Source organism: Nostoc sp. (assembly GCF_036917775.1).
GTDB lineage: Bacteria > Cyanobacteriota > Cyanobacteriia > Cyanobacteriales > Nostocaceae > Nostoc.
In genome coordinates, this window is sequence record NZ_JBALEQ010000092.1 from 22,692 (window position 1) to 45,932 (window position 23,241).

The 23,241-nt window shown below is 40.3% G+C and carries 19 protein-coding genes; 10 read left to right on the forward strand and 9 right to left on the reverse strand.

The annotated features are described in order from the left end of the window. Positions 1–8: 8 nt before the first annotated feature. The 3 genes from V7K69_RS18005 to crcB (V7K69_RS18015) all read right to left on the reverse strand — a co-directional run bounded on the left by V7K69_RS18005 (position 9) and on the right by crcB (V7K69_RS18015) (position 3,728). Positions 9–2,726, reverse strand: coding sequence for a two-partner secretion domain-containing protein (locus V7K69_RS18005; protein WP_442936156.1), 2,718 nt, complete (start codon positions 2,724–2,726; stop codon positions 9–11). A 109-nt stretch (positions 2,727–2,835) separates the two neighbouring features. Then, positions 2,836–3,243: a fluoride efflux transporter CrcB gene (gene crcB / locus V7K69_RS18010; RefSeq protein ID WP_335036701.1), complete on the reverse strand. Its 408-nt coding sequence runs from the start codon at positions 3,241–3,243 to the stop codon at positions 2,836–2,838. A gap of 95 nt (positions 3,244–3,338) precedes the next feature. Continuing rightward, positions 3,339–3,728, reverse strand: coding sequence for a fluoride efflux transporter CrcB (crcB, locus tag V7K69_RS18015; protein WP_335036703.1), 390 nt, complete (start codon positions 3,726–3,728; stop codon positions 3,339–3,341). A gap of 236 nt (positions 3,729–3,964) precedes the next feature. Between crcB (V7K69_RS18015) and V7K69_RS18020 the strand changes: the two genes are divergently transcribed. Beyond that, a complete protein-coding gene (locus V7K69_RS18020) occupies positions 3,965–4,912 on the forward strand; it encodes a malate dehydrogenase (RefSeq protein ID WP_335036705.1) in 948 nt (315 codons plus the stop codon). 932 nt (positions 4,913–5,844) lie between these two features. Here the strand turns inward: V7K69_RS18020 and V7K69_RS18025 are convergent. Continuing rightward, the gene (locus tag V7K69_RS18025; RefSeq protein ID WP_335036707.1) at positions 5,845–7,755 is read right to left on the reverse strand and encodes an acetate--CoA ligase family protein; all 1,911 of its coding nucleotides are present in this window, start codon (positions 7,753–7,755) and stop codon (positions 5,845–5,847) included. Positions 7,756–8,044: 289 nt separating this feature from the next. On the opposite strand from V7K69_RS18025, the gene V7K69_RS18030 reads away from it, so the two are divergent. The 4 genes from V7K69_RS18030 to V7K69_RS18045 all read left to right on the forward strand — a co-directional run bounded on the left by V7K69_RS18030 (position 8,045) and on the right by V7K69_RS18045 (position 11,445). Further along, positions 8,045–8,248, forward strand: coding sequence for a hypothetical protein (locus tag V7K69_RS18030; protein ID WP_041565287.1), 204 nt, complete (start codon positions 8,045–8,047; stop codon positions 8,246–8,248). A gap of 329 nt (positions 8,249–8,577) precedes the next feature. Beyond that, positions 8,578–9,420, forward strand: a complete 843-nt coding sequence (locus V7K69_RS18035) for a cyanophycinase (RefSeq protein ID WP_335036710.1) — start codon at positions 8,578–8,580, stop codon at positions 9,418–9,420. Positions 9,421–9,792: 372 nt separating this feature from the next. Beyond that, complete coding sequence (locus tag V7K69_RS18040; RefSeq protein ID WP_335036712.1) at positions 9,793–10,263, forward strand: NADAR family protein; 471 nt, start codon at positions 9,793–9,795, stop codon at positions 10,261–10,263. 81 nt (positions 10,264–10,344) lie between these two features. After that, positions 10,345–11,445, forward strand: a complete 1,101-nt coding sequence (locus V7K69_RS18045) for a tetratricopeptide repeat protein (protein ID WP_335036714.1) — start codon at positions 10,345–10,347, stop codon at positions 11,443–11,445. A 32-nt stretch (positions 11,446–11,477) separates the two neighbouring features. Here V7K69_RS18045 and V7K69_RS18050 read toward each other — a convergent pair whose 3' ends face one another. Then, positions 11,478–12,176, reverse strand: coding sequence for a phosphoribosyltransferase (locus V7K69_RS18050; protein ID WP_335036716.1), 699 nt, complete (start codon positions 12,174–12,176; stop codon positions 11,478–11,480). A 194-nt stretch (positions 12,177–12,370) separates the two neighbouring features. Between V7K69_RS18050 and V7K69_RS18055 the strand changes: the two genes are divergently transcribed. Beyond that, complete coding sequence (locus V7K69_RS18055) at positions 12,371–13,051, forward strand: uracil-DNA glycosylase (RefSeq protein WP_185583826.1); 681 nt, start codon at positions 12,371–12,373, stop codon at positions 13,049–13,051. 101 nt (positions 13,052–13,152) lie between these two features. Here V7K69_RS18055 and V7K69_RS18060 read toward each other — a convergent pair whose 3' ends face one another. From V7K69_RS18060 to V7K69_RS18075, 4 genes are all read right to left on the reverse strand, one after another. Next, positions 13,153–13,518: a nuclear transport factor 2 family protein gene (locus V7K69_RS18060; protein ID WP_335036719.1), complete on the reverse strand. Its 366-nt coding sequence runs from the start codon at positions 13,516–13,518 to the stop codon at positions 13,153–13,155. A gap of 295 nt (positions 13,519–13,813) precedes the next feature. Then, on the reverse strand, positions 13,814–14,353 hold the full coding sequence (locus V7K69_RS18065; RefSeq protein ID WP_335036721.1) for an SH3 domain-containing protein: 540 nt from the start codon (positions 14,351–14,353) through the stop codon (positions 13,814–13,816). Between the two features lie 288 nt (positions 14,354–14,641). After that, a complete protein-coding gene (locus tag V7K69_RS18070; protein ID WP_012408506.1) occupies positions 14,642–16,150 on the reverse strand; it encodes a UbiD family decarboxylase in 1,509 nt (502 codons plus the stop codon). 518 nt (positions 16,151–16,668) lie between these two features. Continuing rightward, entirely contained in the window at positions 16,669–18,291 is a 1,623-nt protein-coding gene (locus tag V7K69_RS18075; RefSeq protein ID WP_335036723.1) for a tetratricopeptide repeat protein, read from the reverse strand. Between the two features lie 516 nt (positions 18,292–18,807). On the opposite strand from V7K69_RS18075, the gene V7K69_RS18080 reads away from it, so the two are divergent. The 4 genes from V7K69_RS18080 to V7K69_RS18095 all read left to right on the forward strand — a co-directional run bounded on the left by V7K69_RS18080 (position 18,808) and on the right by V7K69_RS18095 (position 23,223). Further along, positions 18,808–19,713 (forward strand): polyphosphate kinase 2 family protein, encoded by a 906-nt coding sequence (locus tag V7K69_RS18080; RefSeq protein ID WP_335036724.1) that lies wholly within the window; start codon positions 18,808–18,810, stop codon positions 19,711–19,713. Positions 19,714–19,822: 109 nt separating this feature from the next. Next, on the forward strand, positions 19,823–20,449 hold the full coding sequence (locus V7K69_RS18085) for a chemotaxis protein CheB (protein ID WP_335036726.1): 627 nt from the start codon (positions 19,823–19,825) through the stop codon (positions 20,447–20,449). Positions 20,450–20,609: 160 nt separating this feature from the next. After that, entirely contained in the window at positions 20,610–22,505 is a 1,896-nt protein-coding gene (locus V7K69_RS18090; protein ID WP_335036728.1) for a CheR family methyltransferase, read from the forward strand. Positions 22,506–22,626: 121 nt separating this feature from the next. After that, the gene (locus V7K69_RS18095) at positions 22,627–23,223 is read left to right on the forward strand and encodes a tRNA-(ms[2]io[6]A)-hydroxylase (RefSeq protein ID WP_335036930.1); all 597 of its coding nucleotides are present in this window, start codon (positions 22,627–22,629) and stop codon (positions 23,221–23,223) included. The last annotated feature ends 18 nt before the right edge of the window (positions 23,224–23,241 follow it).

Sequence of the window (23,241 nt, forward strand, 5' to 3'; positions counted from 1 at the left end):
CTGGCAAATTAACTCCTGGGAAATGCGGCACAAGTTAACTGCGGTTTGATATCTACAGGAGATGGTGATGCGACTAGCTCAATTTTGCCTTGGGCATTACGATGCCAAGATACAGCTTGCACAATATCTTGTTGTGGTTGGGGTATTTGAGCTTGTACTGACTGTGTGTTGCGGAATGCAGAGATATCGCGCGTATCAGACCAAGTGCGATCGCTCCTCACTTCCTGCATAGGATTTTGCGGTACACCACCCCTTCCTGTAGCGACAAAACTACTCTCCTGATTACCTGCACAACCACTAGCAATTTGCTGTGATGGGTCAGTTACATTCGTGGGCAATTCCACTAAACCAGAGTTGGGGTCAACACCAACAGTATTCACTTCTACTGTTCCACTCAAACCAAATTGAGAACTGGCGGTAATATCACTATTGGGTGTGAGTTGGTCTTGAAATTGCAATCCGAAAATACCTTGAGTAGTGATTTGAATATTACCACCACTTCCTTTGACAGCATTAGCCGAAATATCGCTGTTTTCTGCGGGAACAGCGACAATCGACCCAGCATTAATATTAATATTGCCCCCAACAGAAGTACCATGAGCATCAGTAATAATATGACTACCGTGCCGCAATAACAAAGCATCACTTGCCAAAATGCCAATGTTGCCATAATTACCACCATTAACTTCGGCTCGCAGATTGGCTCCATTATCTAAGAAGACATTACGGGCGTTAATATTGAGATTACCTGCATCTCCAGTACCAGTATTGCTAACTGTAATTTCTGCACCGTCACGAATACCTAAGTTGTCAGTTGTAATATTTACTGACCCAGCCGCAAAGTTTGTAGTTGAGGATGCGGCAATTGTACTCTTGAGATATTGCTCTTTAACTAAAGTTGGGGAGACACCTTGCACATCAATGTTTTTTACCTGTAAGTTGATATTTCCCGCAGTGCCTTGACCTTGGCTGGATGAGGTGATTTGTCCACCGTTAAATACACGTAAAGTGTCTGCTGTCAAGTTAATCGTCCCACCTGAACCAACAGCACCATTGCCTATAGAAGCTGTGATACCCGTAACACTTTGACTATATCCATCAATTACCGGATCGCTAACTTGTATATCCTTAGCTCGAATATTAATGCTCCCAGCTGTACCATTTGCTCCTGGTATTTGTAGTCCGAAGAGTGCTTGAGAACCTACTAGCTCACTAGTAATCGCCCCACCACTGGATACAACCAAACTACCTGTATCTATAGTAATTTGTCCTCCTTGACCTGTGGTGCCAGCTTCCATCGAACTGAGAACAGCACTGGATATACCTCCACCGTAAGTACCATCATAAAAACTAGCTCCTCGAATCTCCAAACTCTCGTCAGCTCGAATAGAAACTTTTCCAGCTTCACCATTCCCCCCTAAAATGCTACTGCTGATACGACCACCATTGAGTAAGCGAATCCGTTGAGCATCAACAGTAACTTGTCCACTCTGATTGTTGCTTCCAGCGACAATTAAACTGCCAATTGTATCTACAATATATCCAGTAAAATTTTCGTATCCTATTAGATCCACATCAGTAGCACGAACAGTCACATCTCCGGTTCTCGAGTTATCGCCAGAAGTTGCGGATTGAAGCCAAGTCCCATTGGCTAACCGTAAGCTTCCAGTTTCAATAGTGACATCGCCTGCTCGTCCTGTTGCTATTGGCCCCGGAAGCGCAAGTACTCCAAATGTATTGCCTACAGAAGTTTTGATACCAGAAAATAATGGTTGATTTGGATCGGAAATGCCTAAAAGATTGACAAAATCTGTTGTGTTAATAGTAATGCCCTTACCTTGACCAGCAAAGGTAGTCGAACTAATATTTGATCCATCCTGCATTGTCAACCCACGTCCACGGATATTAATTGCTCCTCCGTTAATTCCACTTGCATCGATTAAGGAAACTTGCTGGAGTGTAATTGTCCCCCAGTTTGCAGTATCGGCATAACTCGTTATTTCCCAAGGTGTTTGGTTGTTAATTGCTACCTGAGCATTTTTTACTGCCCATAACTCAATCTGCCCATCGGAGGCAAATATATTGGCACTATCCACATTGATCTGACTACCTACCAAGGCTAAAGTCTGATTTGGAACTAACGATAGTGTGGGCGTTCTTAACAAGGAGTTGGTTGTGATTGGCCCTTGCACAGTAATGGGGCCAGCATTGGCTCCCAATTGTAACCCCACAGGTACACTCATAGTCAATAAAGGTGGTGTGGTGGTATTAATGGTACTAAAATTGGTACCGTCAGCAAAAATTACATTGTTAGCAGTGCTGGCAACAAAAGAACCTCCAATATTCAAGTGAGCATTGGGGCCAAATAAAATCCCTGCGGGGTTGAGCAAAAATATGTTGGCAGTACCATTTGCACGAACCCAACCATCAATATTTGATGCACTACCCCCGGTGACTCGCGCAAAAATATTCTGGATGGTATTGGCATTGTTGAATAAAGCAGAACCTCCAGTAGGCACAGAGAATTGACTGAAGCTGTGAAAAAGATTACCACCTGTAGCAGTACCCTGATCGATTGTGAAGTTCAGACCGTTTGTAGAGACAGTGGTATTGAGGCTACCATCTGAAGTCACCTGAGCGTTCACACAGCTGTTCTCTAGAAAGATGATTATAAAACTTGCTAATATGCGATAAATCCAAGCTAAGTTACTAAATAGCACTTGCATATTCTATTTTCCGCTTATAGATACTTTAATATTCCCTAAATTTTTTCTTGCTTAACAGATCGGGTAACTGAGTAGTTAAACGCGAATTTATCAAAAACAATAAAAATTCTTAAGAACTTTGAGCGCTTGCTCTGGCTAATAAAACACCGATTTGGATACCAATCATCCCGGCGATCGCACTACCAACAAAATAAATTAATAGCATTGTGATATCGCCCTTATCTAAGAAACCTTTTGATTCCAAACCATAGGTTGAAAAAGTGGTATATGCACCGCAGAAGCCTGTTGTCGTCATCAGGCGAAGTTCAGGCGAAATGATCCGAAAATTCTCGGTTGCTAAAGTCAGAATATAAGCAATCACTAAACAGCCAGTCACATTAATAAAGAATGTGCCGTAAAAGCCAAAATCTCTTCCAAAAATAGCTTTTGCAAATTCGGTTACATAAAAACGACTCAACGCTCCAAAAATCGCCCCGATCGCCACAGCTAGCGAATAACGTCTTTTTAAAAGATTCATTGTTTTTTACCTAAAAACGTGTATGGTTTTTCTGTAAAGACTGTTTTCAAAGTTGCTTTAAGGTATATCCCAATCTTTGTTATGAATTGAGGAAATTACTTCACGAAAAGCTTGGCGATCGCTGCTCCTAAAATCACCGCTCCCAAACCGATAATTGCACTCCCTGCCCAATAAAAGACCATCGCAGTCTTTTGTTTACTACGCCATAGGGTTAGAGTATCAAAGCCATAGGTTGAAAATGTGGTGTAAGAACCTAAAAATCCAGTTCTAATCAGTAAATCCAATTCCTTGGGATAGCCTGTAATTCCTTTAGAAATCGTGAAAAAGAAACCCATCGCTAAACATCCAGTTAAATTAATGGCAAATGTTGCATAGGGAAATTTTGTCCCAAATTTAGTTTTTGTCCATTCTGTAATATAAAACCGAGACAGCGCACCAGGAACTGCACCTGTCGCAATTGAGAAAACATTAGTTAGGTCTGACACTAGTTTTGTATCTCCCCGCGATCAATTTCTGAGTTATCTTGCATATACTTTTTGGAAAGTCTTAGTTAATAAACAGTTTTTTATTATAAATGCCAAGTGCAACATTTTTATCCACCCAACAGATATTTCATCTCTGTTAACCAAATTAGAAATTAGCCCATTACAGAAGACCTTGAAAGGGCTTGTTTTGGAGTTAACATTAACCTATTGATGCAGTTACAAAAAGTAAATATAACATGAGTCCTAAAACATCCAAGGTCGGTGTCGTTGGTGCAGGGAATGTGGGTGCAGATGTAGCAAATGCTTTAGTGCTACTCCGTAAATGTGTAACAGTCGTTCTTTTTGACCGAACCTTATCAAAAGCTGAGGGGCAAGCATGGGATATTGAAGACAGCATTCCTTTACTTGAAGAGATGGAAATTATACCATCAAACAACTACGAGGATTTAGCTGATTCTGATGTGATTGTTGTAACTGTTGGGGTGCAGCAGAAACTTGGACAGACCCGATTAGACCTGTTGAGTGACAATGCAGAGATCATTCGTTTGACGATGAAAGAATTGGATCGAGTTGCACCGAATTCAATCGTAATCATTGTTAGCAATCCAGTGGATGTACTAACACGGATTGCGATCGCCAATTCCACAAGAGCAGAAAACCTAATTTTCGGTTCGGGAACTGTTCTTGATACTGCTAGACTAAGATATCAACTTGGGAAACGACTGAATGTTGCTCTTCGAGACATTCATGTTTATGTAATTGGAGAGCATGGAGACAGTGAATTTATCGTTTGGTCTAGTGCATTTATTGGGGGAATTGCGCTAACGGAATTTTTTATCCCAGAAGGAGTAACGCTGGAACAAATTCAGCAAGAGTACGCAGAGTTAACCCGTAAACGAGGCAATAGCATTTTTGAACGTAAAGGAAATACTAGCTATGGCATATCAACGGTAGTTTGTCAGTTAGTTGATAGCATCTTGCGAGATGAAAAGGAGATATTTCCAGTATCAGTGAGAGCAGATTCTAACTATGGAATTGGCAATGAAATTGTTCTTGGGCTTCCATGTATCATTAGCTCAGTCGGCATTGAGCGCCAATTGGTGTTACCAAGAAATGCTTATGAACAACGCTTATTAGAAGAGTCAGCAAGCAAACTGAATGAAGCCTACAATTCGGGATCATAATTAAACGTTTGGGTAGTCCTATCGATAGGTTGGAGCAGTTCAGTTATCCTAGTGTTCGTTTTTACAAGTCATTGCAAAATCGCTATATACTATATATTCGCAATCAAAGCCTCACAGATACATATTAAATCTCTCAAGCCTGGAAATAAAATCTTATTATCTCTGAAATTGTAAGGGTTATTCCAAATTCATCAGATAACCTCAATGCGGATGTAAGGTTAGTCCTATAGATAGATTAAATAGTGTGAATTTCTAGTTGGGAATATTTTAGCAAGAAAAAAGCCCCTATGGTGTACTTATAGAGGCTCAAAATTAAATAAAATGTTGTAGTTTAAATAAATTTTAAATGAAGTTCTGAACCAATTAGTTATCCCCAAGATAGATGTTTGATTATTTTTATGGATAGATTGAAGCGGTTTTAGCAATAAGTAATTTTAAAGATTGAATGTCAATGATTAGCATTTTTTAATAGATAGAGATGTAAACTATTTAATTAAAATCATTCGTCTCTAGTTTTAAATAGAAATCAAAATTTTCACATGATTGAATTAATATTAAAGTTAGCTAAATAGCAATAAATTCTGAAAGTGTATAGTATTTACTATCCTAATTAGATTATCCCAAGATATTTTTATATAGTGAAAGTACCCAATTTATTAGAAAAATTTCTGAATATAATTTATCTTACGTTGTATCAATTAGAATTAATCATGTAATCTCTCACAACTTTTTTATCCCCAAACCCCAATTTTTAAGCAAGCAAAAAACTCTCAAAGTCCTCCTTTTTAAGGAGGATTTAGGAGGATCTACAACATTTTGATCTTGTAGAGGTATGTGTATACACCGTAGCCTAAAAAAGAGGGGTTAGAGAGATAAAAAAGTGCCTAGAACACAGCCAGCCGATAACTTTTAAACCAACCTCTTAAGCTAGCTCACAAAATCGTTCCAGTTTCTTTCAAATAAACCCGTGTAAAAGGTTCATCTTCAGCCAAAGTATAATCTTCAATCAACCCTTTGCGACGGATAGAAATATCGTTGCCTTTTCTAATCACCACAGTAGAACTATCAAAGACATCTCGCGCTAGCATCATCTCAGTTTCGCTGGGATTATCCAAAACTACGATATTACTACTCCGGTAAAACATCCCTTCTTCATCTAAGATGTCTTCCGCATATTCGGCAATCAGCAAATCAACTTTGGGGTGACGGAGCAAAGTTTGGACGTTGCTATTGTAATTTTTGCTTAATACTTTTTTCGAGCGATTTACAAAAACTGCATCACGACAAACAGCACCAATTGTCCAGTTGGGATGTTGCAAAAGGATATGGTCAATAGTCGTTTGCAGTTCTTCAACTGAGATTTTATTAAAAGTGATAATCGGTATCCTCGAATCTGTACCCGACTCAAAAAAGGTTTCTAGAATATGAGAAGGTACATCAACACTTTCACCTTCAGAAGGTTTAAGATGCATTAAAACTCCTGGTGCAGCGTTGATTTCTAGGATAGCGAAGTTACTAGATTTCCAAGATTCGGAGAGACTTTTGGTAATGACATCAATACCAAGGCAAGTCAACTGGAAATGTTGGGCAATATCTTGCGCCAAGATAATATTGTCATCGTGAACTGTGTGGGTTGCATCAATGCTCATACCTCCGGCTGAAAGATTAGCAACTTTACGCAGGTAAACAGTGCGTCCTTTTTCAATCACGCTGTCAAGTGATAAGCGCTGTTCCTGTAAGTAAAGTTCCATCGCTTCATCAATCTGAATTTTACTCATGGGTGAGGTGGGCGTATCTAAACGTGCAGGTTTGCGGTTCTCTAGGCGGATTAATTCTGCAAGCGTTAAGTACCCATCACCGACAACCGATGCTGGACGGCGTTCTGTGGCGGCGACAAATCTGCCATTCACACACAACATCCGAAAATCTGATCCTGAAATACTTTTCTCAACAATGATCCGAGTTATCTGATCTTCAGGAATCGCTGCTAATGCTCTATTATAAGCAGATTCCAGTTCTTTTGAGTCTTGTATGTCAGCTGTAACACCAATTCCTTTGTGACCTACCACTGGCTTAACTGCCACTGGGTAGCCAATTTGTCTAGCTGCCGTCAAAGCTTCCTTTTCAGAAAAGACGATATCGCCTTCAGGGACTGGGAAACCCAAGGTTTTTAGAAATGCTTTGCAGTCATCTTTACGGGTGGTAAATTCTGAATCGAGATGACTATCACAGTTAAATGTGGTTGCTACTCCTCGGACGTGTTTTTTTCCAAAGCCGTATTGCATTAATCCTTCTTCCCATAAATAAAAGGCGGGAATACCTTTCTCGTAGGCTGTTCGCAATAAAGCGTAAACTGTGGGGCCACCATAAACAGATGCGCGAAATCTATTTTGCAGCCTCACTAGCTGCTCCTCAAAGTTAAAGTCTTCGTCTTGGGTAATGGCTTCAAACCAATCCCAAACAAAATAAACGACCTCTCTAGTGGTGCGTTCATGTAGTGATTGGACGCTAATTCGCGCGAAATCTGGATATGGCTTAACACTGCAATGCTTAAGGTGCAAATCCATATCAAGCTTTCCGACTTCGGACACAGCTTGGGCAAATAGATAGGCATGGGACTCGTAGCTTTGACTGCCCAGATCTGGATAGCGATCGCCAATGATTGCAATATAATCTTCTATGGGCAAAGGCTCTCTAGAGTCAACTAGAGCAAAGTCAAATACTAGCGCCCCTGCATCTAAATATGGGTTGGGGCCAACATAATGCTTGAAGTTGAAAATATCGAATACATCCGTTCTTCTAGCATTAATACGAACTAAGTCACTGTTTTTTTGTAGAACCATTGATTACGAACCTTTGGCTAACTAAACACCCTGAAATTTCTATGCTGAGTTATCGTTACTCAGACTTGTTCATTGGAAGCTGATTCAGATTAATTGTTGGAGAGTGATGGCAAAGCCATTGATCTAATCAGAACCTACACTAACCCTATTAGTAAGCATTTTTAACTATCTCAAGGCATAATTAAATTTCTCTTCCTCATGAATGGGCAAAGATATAACCTTTGAAAGGTGCAACACGTGTCCCAAAATCTGTATAAGTAAATATGCGGTATTGAAAAGACAGCAAAGTATGAATAGCACACAAGCTGATCTAAGAGATGAAATTCGAGAACTTGCTGAGGAAGCTTTTCACCAAAAGCTGATCTCTGGTCATGGTGATGGGCCTGACATAAACGAATATCAAATCGTTTACCAAGGTAAACCCAGGCATCTCCCACTAGAACAAGCACGTTTTTTCTTGACTAACTTACTTTACAGAAGTCGCATTCATTAGGATTTACCATCAGATATCTAATTTGCAACCAGCAAGAGTTAAGACCAACAATTGGATGATAAATTTTTAATCGGCAATTTAGAAACGCAGTCAATAATGCCTCTAGAGATATTTTCTAGAGGCAGTTGGTTTTAGGGCTTTTATTTAGTAAAAGGAAATTAATTCTGAAGATAGCTCTTTTCGGATGTAATTTTCTTGAAAAATCTTTTGGTCTAATTGCAAGCGCAAATTTCCATACTACCTTCTATCAGGTAATCTACCACAAGGATGATTTGATAGTTTAATTGTCATGGTTTAGTGAAATTTATTAACTCATATCAGGGGGCATTATGGTGGAAAGTAATTTCAAACGGCAGTTGGTAATTATTGGAGGAGCTGAAGATAAGGAAGGAGATTCCCAAATTCTGCGAGACTTTGTGCGACGCGCTGGGGGTACGAAGGCATACATTGTTATTATGACTGCCGCGACCGAATTACCAAGAGAAGTGGGAGAAAATTATATTAGAGTTTTTGAGCGGTTGGGAGCCGAGAATGTTCGGATTATTGATACAGAAACCCGTGAAGACGCATCATCATCTACCGCATTAGAAGCAATTCATAAAGCAACTGGGGTATTTTTTACCGGTGGAGATCAAGCTCGCATCACCAATATCCTCAAGGATACCGAAATCGATGCGGCCATTCATAAAAGGTTCGCGGAAGGTGTAGTTATCGCCGGTACAAGTGCGGGTGCTGCCGTGATGCCAGATAAAATGATCGTTGAAGGTGATTCTCAAACGCATCCTCGAATTGAAACAGTTGAAATGGGCCCTGGTCTAGGCTTTTTACCAGGAGTGGTAATTGACCAGCATTTTTCCCAGCGTGGACGCTTGGGACGCTTAATTTCAGCTTTGATACTAGAACCTGCTGTTCTAGGATTCGGTATTGACGAGAATACCGCTATGGTCGTAACCGATAATCAAATTGAAGTAATTGGTGAAGGTGCAGTGACAATTGTTGATGAATCAGAAGCTACATACAACAATATGGGCGAAATTCTAAAGGATGAATCTTTGGCGATTTGCGGAGCAAAGCTTCACATTTTGCCACATGGATTCAAATTTGACTTGAAAACCCGCCAACCTATCCTAAATAATGGCTCTGTGGCTAATGTATCTGTACCTGCTGCTTGAATCAACACCTAACTTTTTACAGGTGTGTTTTACTTGAATAAATAATTAATAATTGTAGATTATTGGCATTTATCTCTTGAATATCCTCCCAAGTACTCTCAGAAATAGGGGACATAGCCCCCCTTTTTCAGGAAGAAAGGGGGGATTAATTATTAATATTCCTTATCTTAACTTCAGCAAACTGTTATAAATAAGTAATATTTACTCTCCATGATGATGCACTTAATATTTATTAAAGGAATTATAAAGTCTAGGTAGTATATAAAGAAACGGCTCGGTAAATGAATTAATTATGAAGTAAAATTTGATAGAAAATTGGTATAAATAAGTAATAATTAATTCAAACTATATCTCGAATGCCGATAAACTTCTATGACAATCTACTTTTATAGCACTCGTGAAGAATATGGTTGTTTCTCTAACTTTTCACCCCATGGGTTTCAATTAGATGGATTGTATTGGTCAACCAGCGAACACTACTTTCAAGCGCAAAAGTTTGTAGATACACCTCATGTAGAACAAATCCGCCAAGTTAAAACACCTAAAGATGCGGCAAGAATGGGACGTGAGAGAACCCGTCCACTACGTCAAGATTGGGAACAAGTTAAAGACGATATCATGCGGCAAGCTGTGCTATGTAAATTTCAAACTCATACAGATATTAGGAATATCTTACTTTCCACAGGCAATGCAGAAATTGTTGAAAACTCGCCCATCGATTTTTATTGGGGTTGTGGAGCCGATGGTAGCGGTAAAAATATGCTAGGAAAAATTTTAATGGAGGTACGAGAGAGTCTGTACCATACATACAGCGCAGATGTTGATTGTAAAAGCGTTAAATGATGCGTTCAACCAACCTGATGAAAGATACCTTCTAGTTTTGGGAATACTATATTTACCACCAGACTTTAAAGGAAGGGGTTGATGCCTAAAGGCGAATGGAATAATAGATCGAAAAATACAATTCCCCTAGAATTACCCATAACATACTTAAAACCAGTGAAGCGTAATACAATTACTCATGAATTTGGCTCTGGTTCACATGCAGAAATACTACCTCCACAGGAAAATGATGACAATTTATCGGAAGCATCCAAGCTACTACGGCAAGGAATTCAACAGCAGCAAGCTGGTGAATTAATTGCGGCGTTGAAGTCTTTACAACAAGCTTTGGCGCTGTTTCAGGGAGTTGGGGATTTGCAAAAACAGGCACAGGCGCTTTCTTTTTTAGGATTGGTAACTTATAGTGCTGGAGACTATAAAGGTGCGATATCTTATTCCCAGCAGTGTTTGTCTTTGCTCAATAACACCTCAGATTTAGCATTGCAAATGCAAGCACTTTCCCATTTAGGAAATTCATACCGTCATTTGAATGACCATAACAAGGCTATTGAGTTTCTAGAAAAGTGTTTGAAAATAACGCAACAGCTGCAAGATAAACGGAGTCAAGTTGCAGCACTGAATAATTTGGGATTGGTGTATAAATCTTTGAGTAACTTTACGCAGGCTATTGAGTATCAGCAGCAAAGCCTAGAGATTGTGCGAGAACTTAAAGATAACTGGGGCGAGGAACAGGTACTCAAAAATTTGGGTAATGCTTGGTATGCTTTGAATAATTATCCTAAAGCGATCGCTTATTATGAGCAGTGTGTAGTACTAGCACGCTCCTTAAAAAATGTTCGCAGTGCTTCTCAGGTACTAAAAAATCTGGGTAATGCTTGTTATGCTCTAGGTGATTATACTAAAGCTATTAAGTATTATGAAGATAGGTTGCTCTTAGCTAGGGAAATTCAAGACAAACGTAGCGAGGAACAATCTTTAGGTAGTTTAGGAGTTGCTTGTGAAGCTCTGGGTGACTATAACAAAGCAATTACATATTATGAACAACGTTTGCTCTTAGCTAGGAATATCAAAGACCGTCGTAGTGAAGAAGAAGCTCTTGATCGTTTGAGAGTCGCTTGCTACGCCTTGGGTGATTATGCCAAAGCTATGCAATACCAGGAAGGAACATCTTCAAATAGTTAAAAATAAAAGAAGAAAACAATTCAAACTTAAAATTACTCGGATACATCCATTGGCCCCATTGTATTTTGTTGCTGAAGATATCTGAGAACCTTTGATGTATCAACTTGGGTAAATTCCGCGTAGAAATTACTCACACTCCAAAAGGGTTCTGGTGTTTCCAAGACGATTGTGCGATCGCCCCACTGTTTTAACCAAGGTAGCAATCTTTGTGGTGCAACTGGAGTACATAGCCAAACTGCTGCTGGAGACAGTGCTTTGATAGCAGTTGCCGCTACCGCTATTGTCATTCCTGTAGCAATGCCATCATCAACTAAAATAGCCGTAGCATTCTCGGCATTCACCTGCGGACAAGCAGTAATTAATTGAGCCTCAAGAGACTTAGCTTGGATGATAGCTTTATTTAAAGCCACTTCGCGCAACCTTGTATCATCTTTAAACCGAAATAGCTTTTGATCAGTCCAAAGAACATTTCCGTAAGTAGTCACTGCACCAATTGCTAACTCTGGGTTTTCTGGATGGCTAATCTTTTTCGCTACAACGATTGTCAACGGACAATCCAATAGACGTGCTATTGGTGCTGCTACTGGTACACCCCCTCTTGGCAAAGCATAAACAATTGGTACAGGTTTTATCCCAGAAGCAATAGTTTGCTGAGTCAAAACATCCTGAATCACTCGCGCTAATAACTCACCCGCATGGGTGCGATCGGCAAAAAGCGGGGTCTGTGACATGGGTTTCCCCCAGCATCTTAGGACGGCACTGCTTTTATCATGACTGAATTTTGTCTCAACTTAACTGATACAATAAGATTTTGTATAAATAATTAAGTATTCAGCAAAAGTCTATTTATTCAGACAAATCTGCAACCAGAGCAGTATTTAACTCAGATAAAACAGCTGGCGCTGATATCAAAATCCTAATTTTCATGAGCAGCGAAACTCAACTCAGCCTCTTCGACGACTCAACCTTTAACCAACGAGAACTAATTCCCACAGACGCTAAAATTGCGATCGCTCCCGGAACTTATTCCACCATAACGGAGTTGGCACAGCATTGCGATCGCTGCCACCGTTGTCCATTGGGAGACACTCGGACTCATGCTGTCGTCGGACGCGGCAATCTCAAAGCCCCAATTATGGTTATTGGGGAAGCGCCTGGTCAAAATGAAGACGAAACTGGTTTACCATTTGTAGGTAGATCGGGGCAATTGCTGGAGAAAATTCTGGCATCGGTGAATCTAACTACCGAGCATGATGTATATATCGCTAATATAAATAAATGTCGCCCGCCAGATAATAGAGTTCCTACTCCAACAGAAGTGGCGGCTTGTCTACCCTACTTACTAGAACAAATTCGTCTAGTTGACCCGAAAATAATCTTGTTAACAGGTGCAACTGCTGTCAAAGGCATCACTGGCGATAAGCGAGGGATTACGAAAATTCGCGGGCAGTGGCTGGAGTGGGAAGGGCGTTTATGTATGCCGATTTTTCATCCTTCGTACTTACTGCGTAACCCTTCTAAAGAAAGAGGTGCGCCTAAATGGTTGATGTGGCAGGATATCCAAGCAGTGCGGGCTAAGTTAGATGAATTCCAAAATAACAATTAAACCTCGTCTACCTTGAGAATCATAGTTTTGTAGGTTGGGTGCAGCGATCGCGTAATCTAATATAAAATTTAGTGGTAATGTTGGGTTGCGTTTCACTCCACTCAACCTACTAGCGTGACTTCCATGACTTGAATCAAGCCATGCTCAAGGGTGAATCGATGACCCACGCGCTCATCGGCAAGAACGGCTCCACCCAAGTCACGCACGACCTGATGCACATCGACCAAAATGCGCCCGTCCTCCTCCGAATAAAAGGAAACCGGCTCGACGTGCGGATTGATCTCGCTCCATTGCTCCGTCCAGTAAGCGCGAACTTCTTCAGGCCCACGGACAAAACCGCCTTTGAACGCTTTCGGCCAAGCCACATCTGGAGTCATGAGGGCAAGGGCAGCGTCAATGTCTCGTGCGTTGAAGGCCGCGTAAGCCGCACGGAGCAGTTCGATTTCTGGTGCAGGTTGATCTGACATTTATTGGTATGGTGAAGGAGATGCAGCAGGGCATAACAATTTATTATACCGTTAAAGCTAAGTAGTGTTATCTTTGCGGGACACAACTACGCGCTAATTGCGCTCACTGTGTCGAGTTAGTAGTGTCTGCCAGGTATAACACTAATTGCGATCGCCTGTTTTAATTGAGGTGGAAGCGATCGCAGATAAAGTTAGTCAGGGAAATTAACCCTTCTTTCAATTAAGTTATATTTTGATTAACAAATATTCCGCTAATCGATAGCTTGCTGACAGCAAGAAAAGTAGAGGTGAGGTTCTAAGAACAACTCGTAAGCGCAGCGCCACATTGATCTTCCTTTGTCAACCAACCTTTAACACCTTGATATTCAACCTGCGCCCAATCTCCCTGACAGCCTAACAATTTGACAGCCGTATTCGCAGGAATTGTTCTGACTTTTTGGCTTTCTTGACTATTACTAGCATATAAATCTACGCCATTAGTACCGTAGCCCTGTGTTGTTAAACCTAACTTTGGCACAAATACCCATCCAATTCCTTGAAAACCATTACTAGCATTAGTAATCTGTACCCAATCTCCAGTAGCACTAATAACTTGAACTGTTTCGTTGATAGGTATTTGTCCTAAAATTGTGTTATTTGTACTTGCACCACTCCGCACATTTAAACCTTGTGGATCTGTATCGGTCACGTAGGCAAGAATATCGCACTTTTGGGGATTAATCGATTTCGCTAAAGCTATTTGATGAGCTATACCTGTATTTAGCATCACACTAATACAACTAAATACCAATCCTGTTACTAACTTTGAGGGTGCCTTTTTCACTTTTTTTGTCATAATTTACTCAATTTTTTTGCTTCAGTACCTAAGATTTGAGTTTGATTTCTATCTCATAATCTACCCAAGCAAATTAAAGATAAGTTTATTAAATACTTATCTAAAAAGAATTTTAGTACTAAAATAACAGCAGATATGAAGGTAGAATATTTTTCTCCTCTTACTGCATGATTTATAACATAATACGTTTCAGTTCAGGGTTCTTAGTGTAGATAATTGGTCTTTGCAAGACGCGATAAATCGCGTCTCTACATTAGGGTTTTGTTGCTTTATTTAAAGTTTATTGGGTTACTTCATATCGTAACCAAACAAATTTGGGTCTACTTCTCCTAACTGCAACTCTGCTAAACCATATTCCGCCCATCGTCTCTCTACCATCGCCGCCACATCTGGGTCGGATTCTAAAGGCGAACCCCATTCATGGTCTGTTTCCGGCGGAATCTTTGTAGTCGCATCAATTCCCATCCGTCCACCTAAGCCAATCTTTTCACTGGCAAAATCCAAGGTATCAAAAGGTGTATTTGGCAAAATAAACACATCCCGCACTGGGTCAACTTTGGAACTAATCGCCCACACCACTTGACGCGGATCACGAATATTTATGTCTTTATCCACAACAATTACAAATTTGGTGTAGGTAAATTGTGGTAAAGCACTCCAAAACGCTAAAGCTGCCCGTCGTGCTTGTCCCGGATATGCTTTATCAATGGAAATAATCGCTGCTTTGTAACTCAAAGCTTCCATTGGGAGGAAGAAATCGACAATTTCAGATACTTGTTGGCGCAGTATGGGCGTATAAATGCGATTTAGTGCGATCGCCATCATCGCTTCTTCTTTAGGTGGACGACCGCTAAATGTTGTTAAGTAAATCGGATTTTTCCGGTGCGTCATACACTCAAAGCGAATCAAAGGCGAATCTTCAACGCCGCCGTAATAACCCATGTGGTCGCCAAAAGGCCCATCTGGTAAGACTTCCCCTGGTGTAATTGTTCCTTCCAAGACAAATTCGGAATCGGCGGGAACTTCCAAATCTACAGTTTTACATTTCGCCAACTGCACACCAGAACCGCCGTAAAGTCCAGCAAACAGCCATTCTGATAAATCTACAGGGATGGGTGTAGCTGCTGCCATAATAATTAGAGGATCTACACCAAGTGCGATCGCTACTTCTAATTTCTTCCCACGTTCGGCTGCTTTTCGCAAATGCCTCGCCCCACCCCGCACCGATAACCAGTGAACCGTCATCGTATTTTTAGATTGTAGTTGCAAACGATACACACCTACATTTGGAGTACCCGTCTCACAATCCTTGGTAATTACGAGTCCTAGCGTGATAATCTTGCCAGCATCACCAACATAAGGACGTATCAAAGGCAACTTATTTAAATCTAAATCATTACCTTGAAGTACAACTTGCTGACAAGCGGGGAAAAAGTCTCGTCCTGGTTTCGCTTTCACCACATCAAACAATACTTTCCCGAAATCTATCGCCTGGGAAATCTTCTTCGGTGGTTTTGGCTGTTGCAGCATACTTAGTTTTTTACCCAGAGTTTCCAACTCCTCTGGATGCTGCATATTCATCGCCCAGCAAATCCTTTCCACAGTTCCCATCAAATTCACCGCCACCGGAAAGGAAGCGCCTTTGACGTTTTCAAACAACAACCCTGGGCCACCTTTTTGCAGCATTCGGTTGGAAATCTCAGCAATTTCCAATTCTGGGTCAACTAAAGCTGAAATACGCCGTAATTGTCCCTTTTCTTCCAGAATTTTAATGAATCCCCGCAAGTCTCTCGCCATTGTTCTAATAAAGCTGATTATTTAAGAAGTGTGAAGCGCTTTCTTATATTATGGGGTATTGGGGATTGGGCATTGGCAAGAGACAAAGAAGGAATTTGTTCAATAATTCTCTTTTGTCCCCTCGTCTCTACATTTGGGATATTTTTGGTTTTAATTGGAAATTAACCTATTTAGTCACTTTTCTTAACTGTCTTTTCCAAAGTATTTAGTTATTGTATCTAGGGATACGCATTTATTTTTTATAAATAAGCGCTAACCTAATCAAACATGGCCAGAATATACTATACCTTCCTGGCAGGCGGTTTTGTTATATGACCCCTGCTAGGTTTATTTATTACAGGCTTGTACTGTGCCTTGTTTTGGGATTTTTCTGAATTTTTGTGAGTTTGCGTTAGTGTAGTCCAACCCAAGCATCGCCAAAAGCATAAATTTTTGATCCTGACAAGGAGACTTGTAAAACATCCTCTGAAAATATGGGTATCTAAAACATAGCTGATTTATCAGAATTCACAAATTTGCTAAAATTTTAAAATATCTAATGATTCTTCTATTTCTAAATCTAATATTCTTTCTCGTGTATCTTTGAGTGCTTCTAGCTTACCTTCTTTACGATAGATGTCTGCTGCTTTCTGAAAATCTTCAATTGCTCCCTGTTTATCTGCTATTTCTAAACGAATATTGCCACGATTGTAATAAGCATCGGCATAATTATAATTAATTTGTATTGCTTGAGTATAATCTTCAATTGCTCTCTCAAAATCTCCTAAATCAGAATGAGCATTGCCACGGTTATAATAGGCATCGGCATAATTAGGATTAAGCTGTATTGCCTGAGTATAATCTTCAATTGCTCCTTCAAAATCTCCTAAATCAGAACGAGCATTACCACGCTTTTTATAAGCTATGGCATCTTTTGGATTAATCTTGATTGCTTGAGGAAATCCCGGCTGAGAACCTAATAAATAACGAGCAATCCCACGGTTTTTATAAGCATCAGCATAATGAGGATTAATTTTAATTGCCTGGGTATAATCCTCAATTGCTCCTTGATTATCTCCTATATGAGAACGAGCTTCAGCGCGGTTTTTATAAGCTACGGCAACATTAGGATTAATTCTAATAGCCTGAGTATAATCATTAATTGCTTCTTCTAATCGACCTAGTTGAGACAGAGCTAAACCTCGTTTATTGTAAGATTTAGCATCCTGAATATTTATCTGGATTGCCTGAGAATAATCTGCGATCGCAGCTTCGTAATCACCTATTTGATAGTGAGTCAAACCTCGTTTATAATATAAATCAATATCGCTAGATGTAACTTTTAACGCTTTACTATAGTTAACGATCGCATTTGTATATTCTCCTTTTTCAAAAAATTCATCTCCCAATTTTGCATAAAGTGTATTTAAATCTTCATTATTATTGTATTCAGGTTGAAAAAAAGATTTGAGTAACTGATTATTGGTTGGCTTAGATAAAATTTCTTGCTTCGGAAGATATTTGTAAATTGATGGTTGTTGTCTAGAAGAATTATTTAGAGAAGATTGTAACTGTTCTAGATAGCACCATAAACCTCCACCATACAACAACTGGTCTATCCCAAAAGAAATTTTACCAGTCTTTAATTTAATCATCCGGGTTGGGAGAAAACCAGCCAAAAAAAGATGATACTGAGATTGTGCTTCACTTACATCTTCTTGAATCAAAATGCAAACTACAACTGCATTTTTTTCAACTTCTTCAGAACTGATTGACCATCTAACTCTATCAATACTACCGTGACGAGATTTAACTTCGATACCAATAGAGGGATCGGAAGTCAAAGTAAAATCTATATTGCCATCGCCGCCGAATCGCTTTTCATAATCAACTTCGGTAATAAAATCAGCTAAACGTTCCTTGACAACTTCCTCACCCAACTTCCCTTTAAGATAGCTAATAAACACGTCACGGACTGGCGAAACACGCTTATATTTCTCAGCCATCAACCAGCAAAATTCTCGCAGTGCCTTTAATCTCTCTCCAGAGATTATAGTTAACTCGCTATATTGACCTTCGGTTTCACAATGAAGCAGACAACCAGATGTTAACCTTTTAATAAAATCAGACTGTAGCGATCGCAGTAGTGTAATCCAGTCCATTTATATTTCTGCGAATCTTTTGATGAGATTATTCTATTAAAATATCCAGTCGCCGTAAACCTTTTAATTAGCTTGGCAAAATTTATATCAGTTTAGGTGCGGCCATGTCTGATTATGCCAAAGTTTTGACTGCTAGGGAAGAGTGTAAGAGTGCGTAGGCGTAACCTGTCGTAGACATCGCTGGGAGGATAGCTAAAAACGCTTATCGGGGCGTTGAATCTCAACTCGTCCACAATGCCGATTTGCGTAGGCGTAGCCCAACCTAGGCATCGCCTATATGATTTACCATGCGGGTTCGGCAGTTGCTTTCCAACGCAAGGCGACAGCAACGCCTGCCTCACCATTTTTCCTCCACCCACTTCAACTTCAAAGCATTACTGACCACTGGATAGCTATGAAAATTTGTTAAAAGTTATGAATTTTAAATCAAAATTATTTAAGAAATAAATCATAATATTCAGTAATTTATAATTAACAATGTGCTTGGATATAAGCAGCAGTTAGGAAATTTTATATATGAATTACGATGCTTTCATTGTTCCACCAGGTTCAAAGATTTCTCTGAAAAAAAACTATGACCCAGCTTATAAAGCTGATTTTCATCAAAAAGCTGATGCTGCAATTAAATTACAGGCAGATATTGAGCGATTAGCGAATTTTCAAAATATTCTCTATGCTCAAAACACCTACGCATTGCTGATTATTTTTCAGGCAATGGATGCTGCTGGTAAAGATAGCACAATTAAACACGTGACATCTGGGGTGAATCCGCAAGGATTTCAGGTGTTTAGTTTTAAGGGCCCTAGTGCAGAAGAATTAGACCATGACTACCTGTGGCGAACAATGAAGGCTTTGCCTGAAAGAGGTCGAATTGGGATATTCAACCGCTCATATTATGAAGAAACACTAGTGGTTCGTGTCCATCCAGAAATGTTAAGAAAGCAACAACTTCCTCATTTTCCTAATGGAAATAAGATATGGAAGCAACGCTTTGAAGAAATTAATAATTTTGAAAAATATTTAGTAGACAATGGCGTGATCATTCTAAAGTTCTTTCTTAATGTTTCTAAATCAGAGCAGAAAAAACGTTTTTTAGAACGGATTGAATATCCTGAAAAAAATTGGAAGTTTTCAGATAGCGATGTCAAAGAAAGAGCTTTTTGGGATGATTATATGAATGCTTATGAAGAGGTTTTTAATAACACTAGTACAAAATCGGCTCCTTGGTATATTATTCCTGCCGATCGCAAATGGTTTACACGTCTGGTAGTCGCCAATATTATCTGCACAAAACTAGAAGAACTCAATCTGCAATACCCCATAGTTAGTGACGAACATAGGCAGCAACTTTTGGAGGCAAAACTCATTTTAGAGCAAGAAGATGAACAGACAAGCTTAACAGATAAAGGCAAAAAAAAGTAAATTAGTTCAGATATACTGTATAATTTGTGTAAAGAAAGATGAGCAATCGTAAATTTATTAATGCTCCCTGTAACTAATAAGTTTGGTTGGTACTGACAGCCGAAAAATCATGATTCAGATGGCAGAAGATGCCAAGAATAATCCACCACACTTTACTAATGCTGCCTTTGATATTGTGGCGATCGCAGCCTCAGCCGGTGGTCTAACTGCTCAAATTAAAGTGCTATCGACTTTACCCGCAGAATTCCCAAGTGCGATCGTCATTGTGCAACATATTTCTCCTGAACATCCGTCATTCATGGCAGAAATTCTCAGTCGGCGCACAGATATTACCGTCAAGCAGGCACAGGAAGGAGATTATCTCACCCCAGGAACGGCTTACATTGCTCCACCCAATCGTCACTTGTTGGTTAACGATGACGGCACCCTTTCCTTATCACAGTCGAAATTAGTACATTTTTTACGTCCTTCGGCAGACTTATTATTTGAATCGGTTGCAGCCACTTACAAAGAAAGAGCGATCGCCATTGTCCTTACGGGAACGGGTAGCGACGGCGCGATGGGAGTAGAAGCAATCAAAAAAATGGGTGGTACTGTCATTGTCCAAGACGTAAAAACCGCCGAATTTTCCGGGATGCCCTCAGCTGCGATTCAAACTGGCAAGGTAGATTTTATTCTTCCCCTAGATAAAATCTCCAGCGCTCTGGTGACTTTAGTCATGGGAGAATCTAACTAAGCAGGGGAGCAGAGGTGCAGGGGGGCAGGGGAGATATGTTTTAGAATGCAAGTTCGTGTCACTATACATTAATGAGTCTTTGATACTCATTAATGAGGCTTTGATACTTGCGGACGTAGCTTGGAACTTTGCCCCCTGCCCCTCTGCCCCTCCCTAACGTATGACTTCCGCAGACAGAGATCCCAAATTTGAAAATCTACTGATTTATCTCAGACAAAGCCGGGGATTTGATTTTACAGGCTATAAGCGCTCGACTTTGATGCGCCGAGTCTGCAAGCGGATGCAGTCATTGAACATAGAAAACTTTGAAGAGTATTTAGACTACCTAGAAGTTTATCCAGAAGAATTCAATTATCTTTTCAACACTATCTTAATTAACGTCACCGCTTTTTTTCGAGATTTATCAGCTTGGGAATACCTAGCAGAGGAAATACTGCCTAATCTGATTAGGAATAAAAATACTTCTGACCAAATCCGCATCTGGACTGCTGGCTGTGCTTCTGGGGAAGAAGCTTACACTTTAGCAATGTTGATGGCTGAAATATTGGGGGCAGAGGAATTTCGCCAACGGGTGAAAATCTATGCCACAGATGTAGATGAAGAGGCTCTCAACCAAGCTCGTCAAGCTACGTATTCAGCAAAAGATGTCCAGGCGGTATCTGATGAACTGCGGCAGAAATACTTTGAGATTGTCGGTAATCGCTATGTCTTCCGTCAAGACTTGCGACGCTCAGTGATTTTTGGCCGTCACGATCTGCTTCAAGATGCACCCATTTCGCGCTTAGATTTGCTGGTTAATCGCAATACATTAATGTACTTTAATTCTGAGACTCAAGGGCGAATTCTGGCGCGGTTTCATTTTGCCTTAAATGATAATGGCTATTTGTTTTTAGGGAAAGCAGAGATGCTATTGATGCATTCTAGTCTCTTTACCCCAATAGACTTAAAAAACCGAATATTTAGTAAGGTATCGTCGGTTAATATACGCGATCGCCTCCTAGTTATGGCAAATTCAATAGATGACGAATCTAGCAGTCGTGTGTCTCGACATTTGCGGCTGCGAGACATGGGTTTCGACACATCACCAATCGCCCAAGTAGTCATTGATATCAATGGCTCTCTAGTAATGGTGAACGAGCAGGCACGGACTTTGTTTGCCCTTTCCCCCAAAGATTTAGCTCGTCCTTTCCAGGATCTAGAACTTTCCTATCGACCGATTGAATTGCGATCGCTAATTGAACGGGCTTATGCCGAACGCCGCCCTGTCAGCCTGACAAATGTAGAGCGCTATTTGTCTAACACAGAAACCCAATATCTAGATGTGCGAATTACGCCTTTGCAAGAAACAGATGCCAGTTTTTTAGGTGTTAGCATCTCCTTTCATGATGTCACTCGTTATATTAAACTCCAAGATGCTCTGCAACGATCGCAACAGGAATTAGAAACTACCAACGAAGAACTCCAATCTACCAATGAAGAATTAGAAACTACTAACGAAGAACTCCAATCTACCAATGAAGAATTAGAAACTACCAATGAAGAACTCCAATCCACCAATGAAGAATTGGAGACAATGAACGAAGAACTCCAATCGACTAATGAAGAATTACAGACAATTAATAACGAACTGAGCGAACGCACCACAGAACTTAATCATACAAATATTTTTTTGATATCTATTCTCAGAAGTCTCCAAACTGGAATAGTGGTAATTGACGGCAGCTTTAACATCTCAATTTGGAATTACATGGTAGAGGATTTATGGGGACTGCGAACTGATGAAGTTCTAGGAAAGTCCATCTTCAGCCTAGATATTGGTTTACCCGTCGAGCAGTTGCGATCGCCCATCCGCGATTGCCTATCTGGTAAAAAACAATTTCAAGAAATGATCCTTGAGGCTACCAATCGCCGAGGTAGGCAAATAAAATGTTACCTGGCAATCACCCCGTTACTTGGCATGGATATACAGGGAGCAGTTTTAATGATGGCAGATGTAGAGAGAGTCCATAGTATGATTTCTAGTCAAGATATGGAGGAACGGCAGCAGCAGGAATGAAAAAGTAGGGGGAAGGGGGAGAAAAGAACTTGATTTTCTGACAATAAACCCCGCAAAGTTTCTTTGGTGGTCTACTAGTTTAAACTATGGAAAAATCCAAAATCCAAAATTGATTGACTCTGTGCTTACTCAGTTATCGACTATCAACGTCCTAAAACAGCCCACTAGCTCTGCTTGGGTTGAACAAGCGATCGCTAATTTAGACATCATCTTACTCGACCACTCTCACTGTGAACGCAAAGCAGCAGGTGTGGCTTTGAATATGATGTTTCGCTACCCTTCCAATACTAAAATGGTGCGGGAACTAACCGCGATCGCCCGCGAAGAGCTAGAACACTTTGAGCTAGTTAACCAATGGTTAGAACGCCGAAATATTCCCCTAGCTCCCTTACCACCGCCTCCCTATGGTGCAGGTTTAAAAGCTCAAGTTCGCCCGAAAGAACCTGAGCGATTTCTGGATTCCTTACTAGTCACTGGTTTAATCGAAGCTCGCTCTCACGAACGCCTGGGACTATTAGCTGCTCATTGTCCAGAACCAGAGTTAGCAAAATTTTATCGTGGGCTAATGGCATCTGAAGCGCGTCACTACGGTATATATTGGGTTTTAGCTGCTACTTATTTCGACAGAGAAATTGTCATGCAACGGCTTGATGAATTAGCAATTGTCGAAAGCGAGTTGCTGGCGACTTTGCACCCAGAACCTAGAATTCACAGTTAGTAGACTAAGGCAACAGAT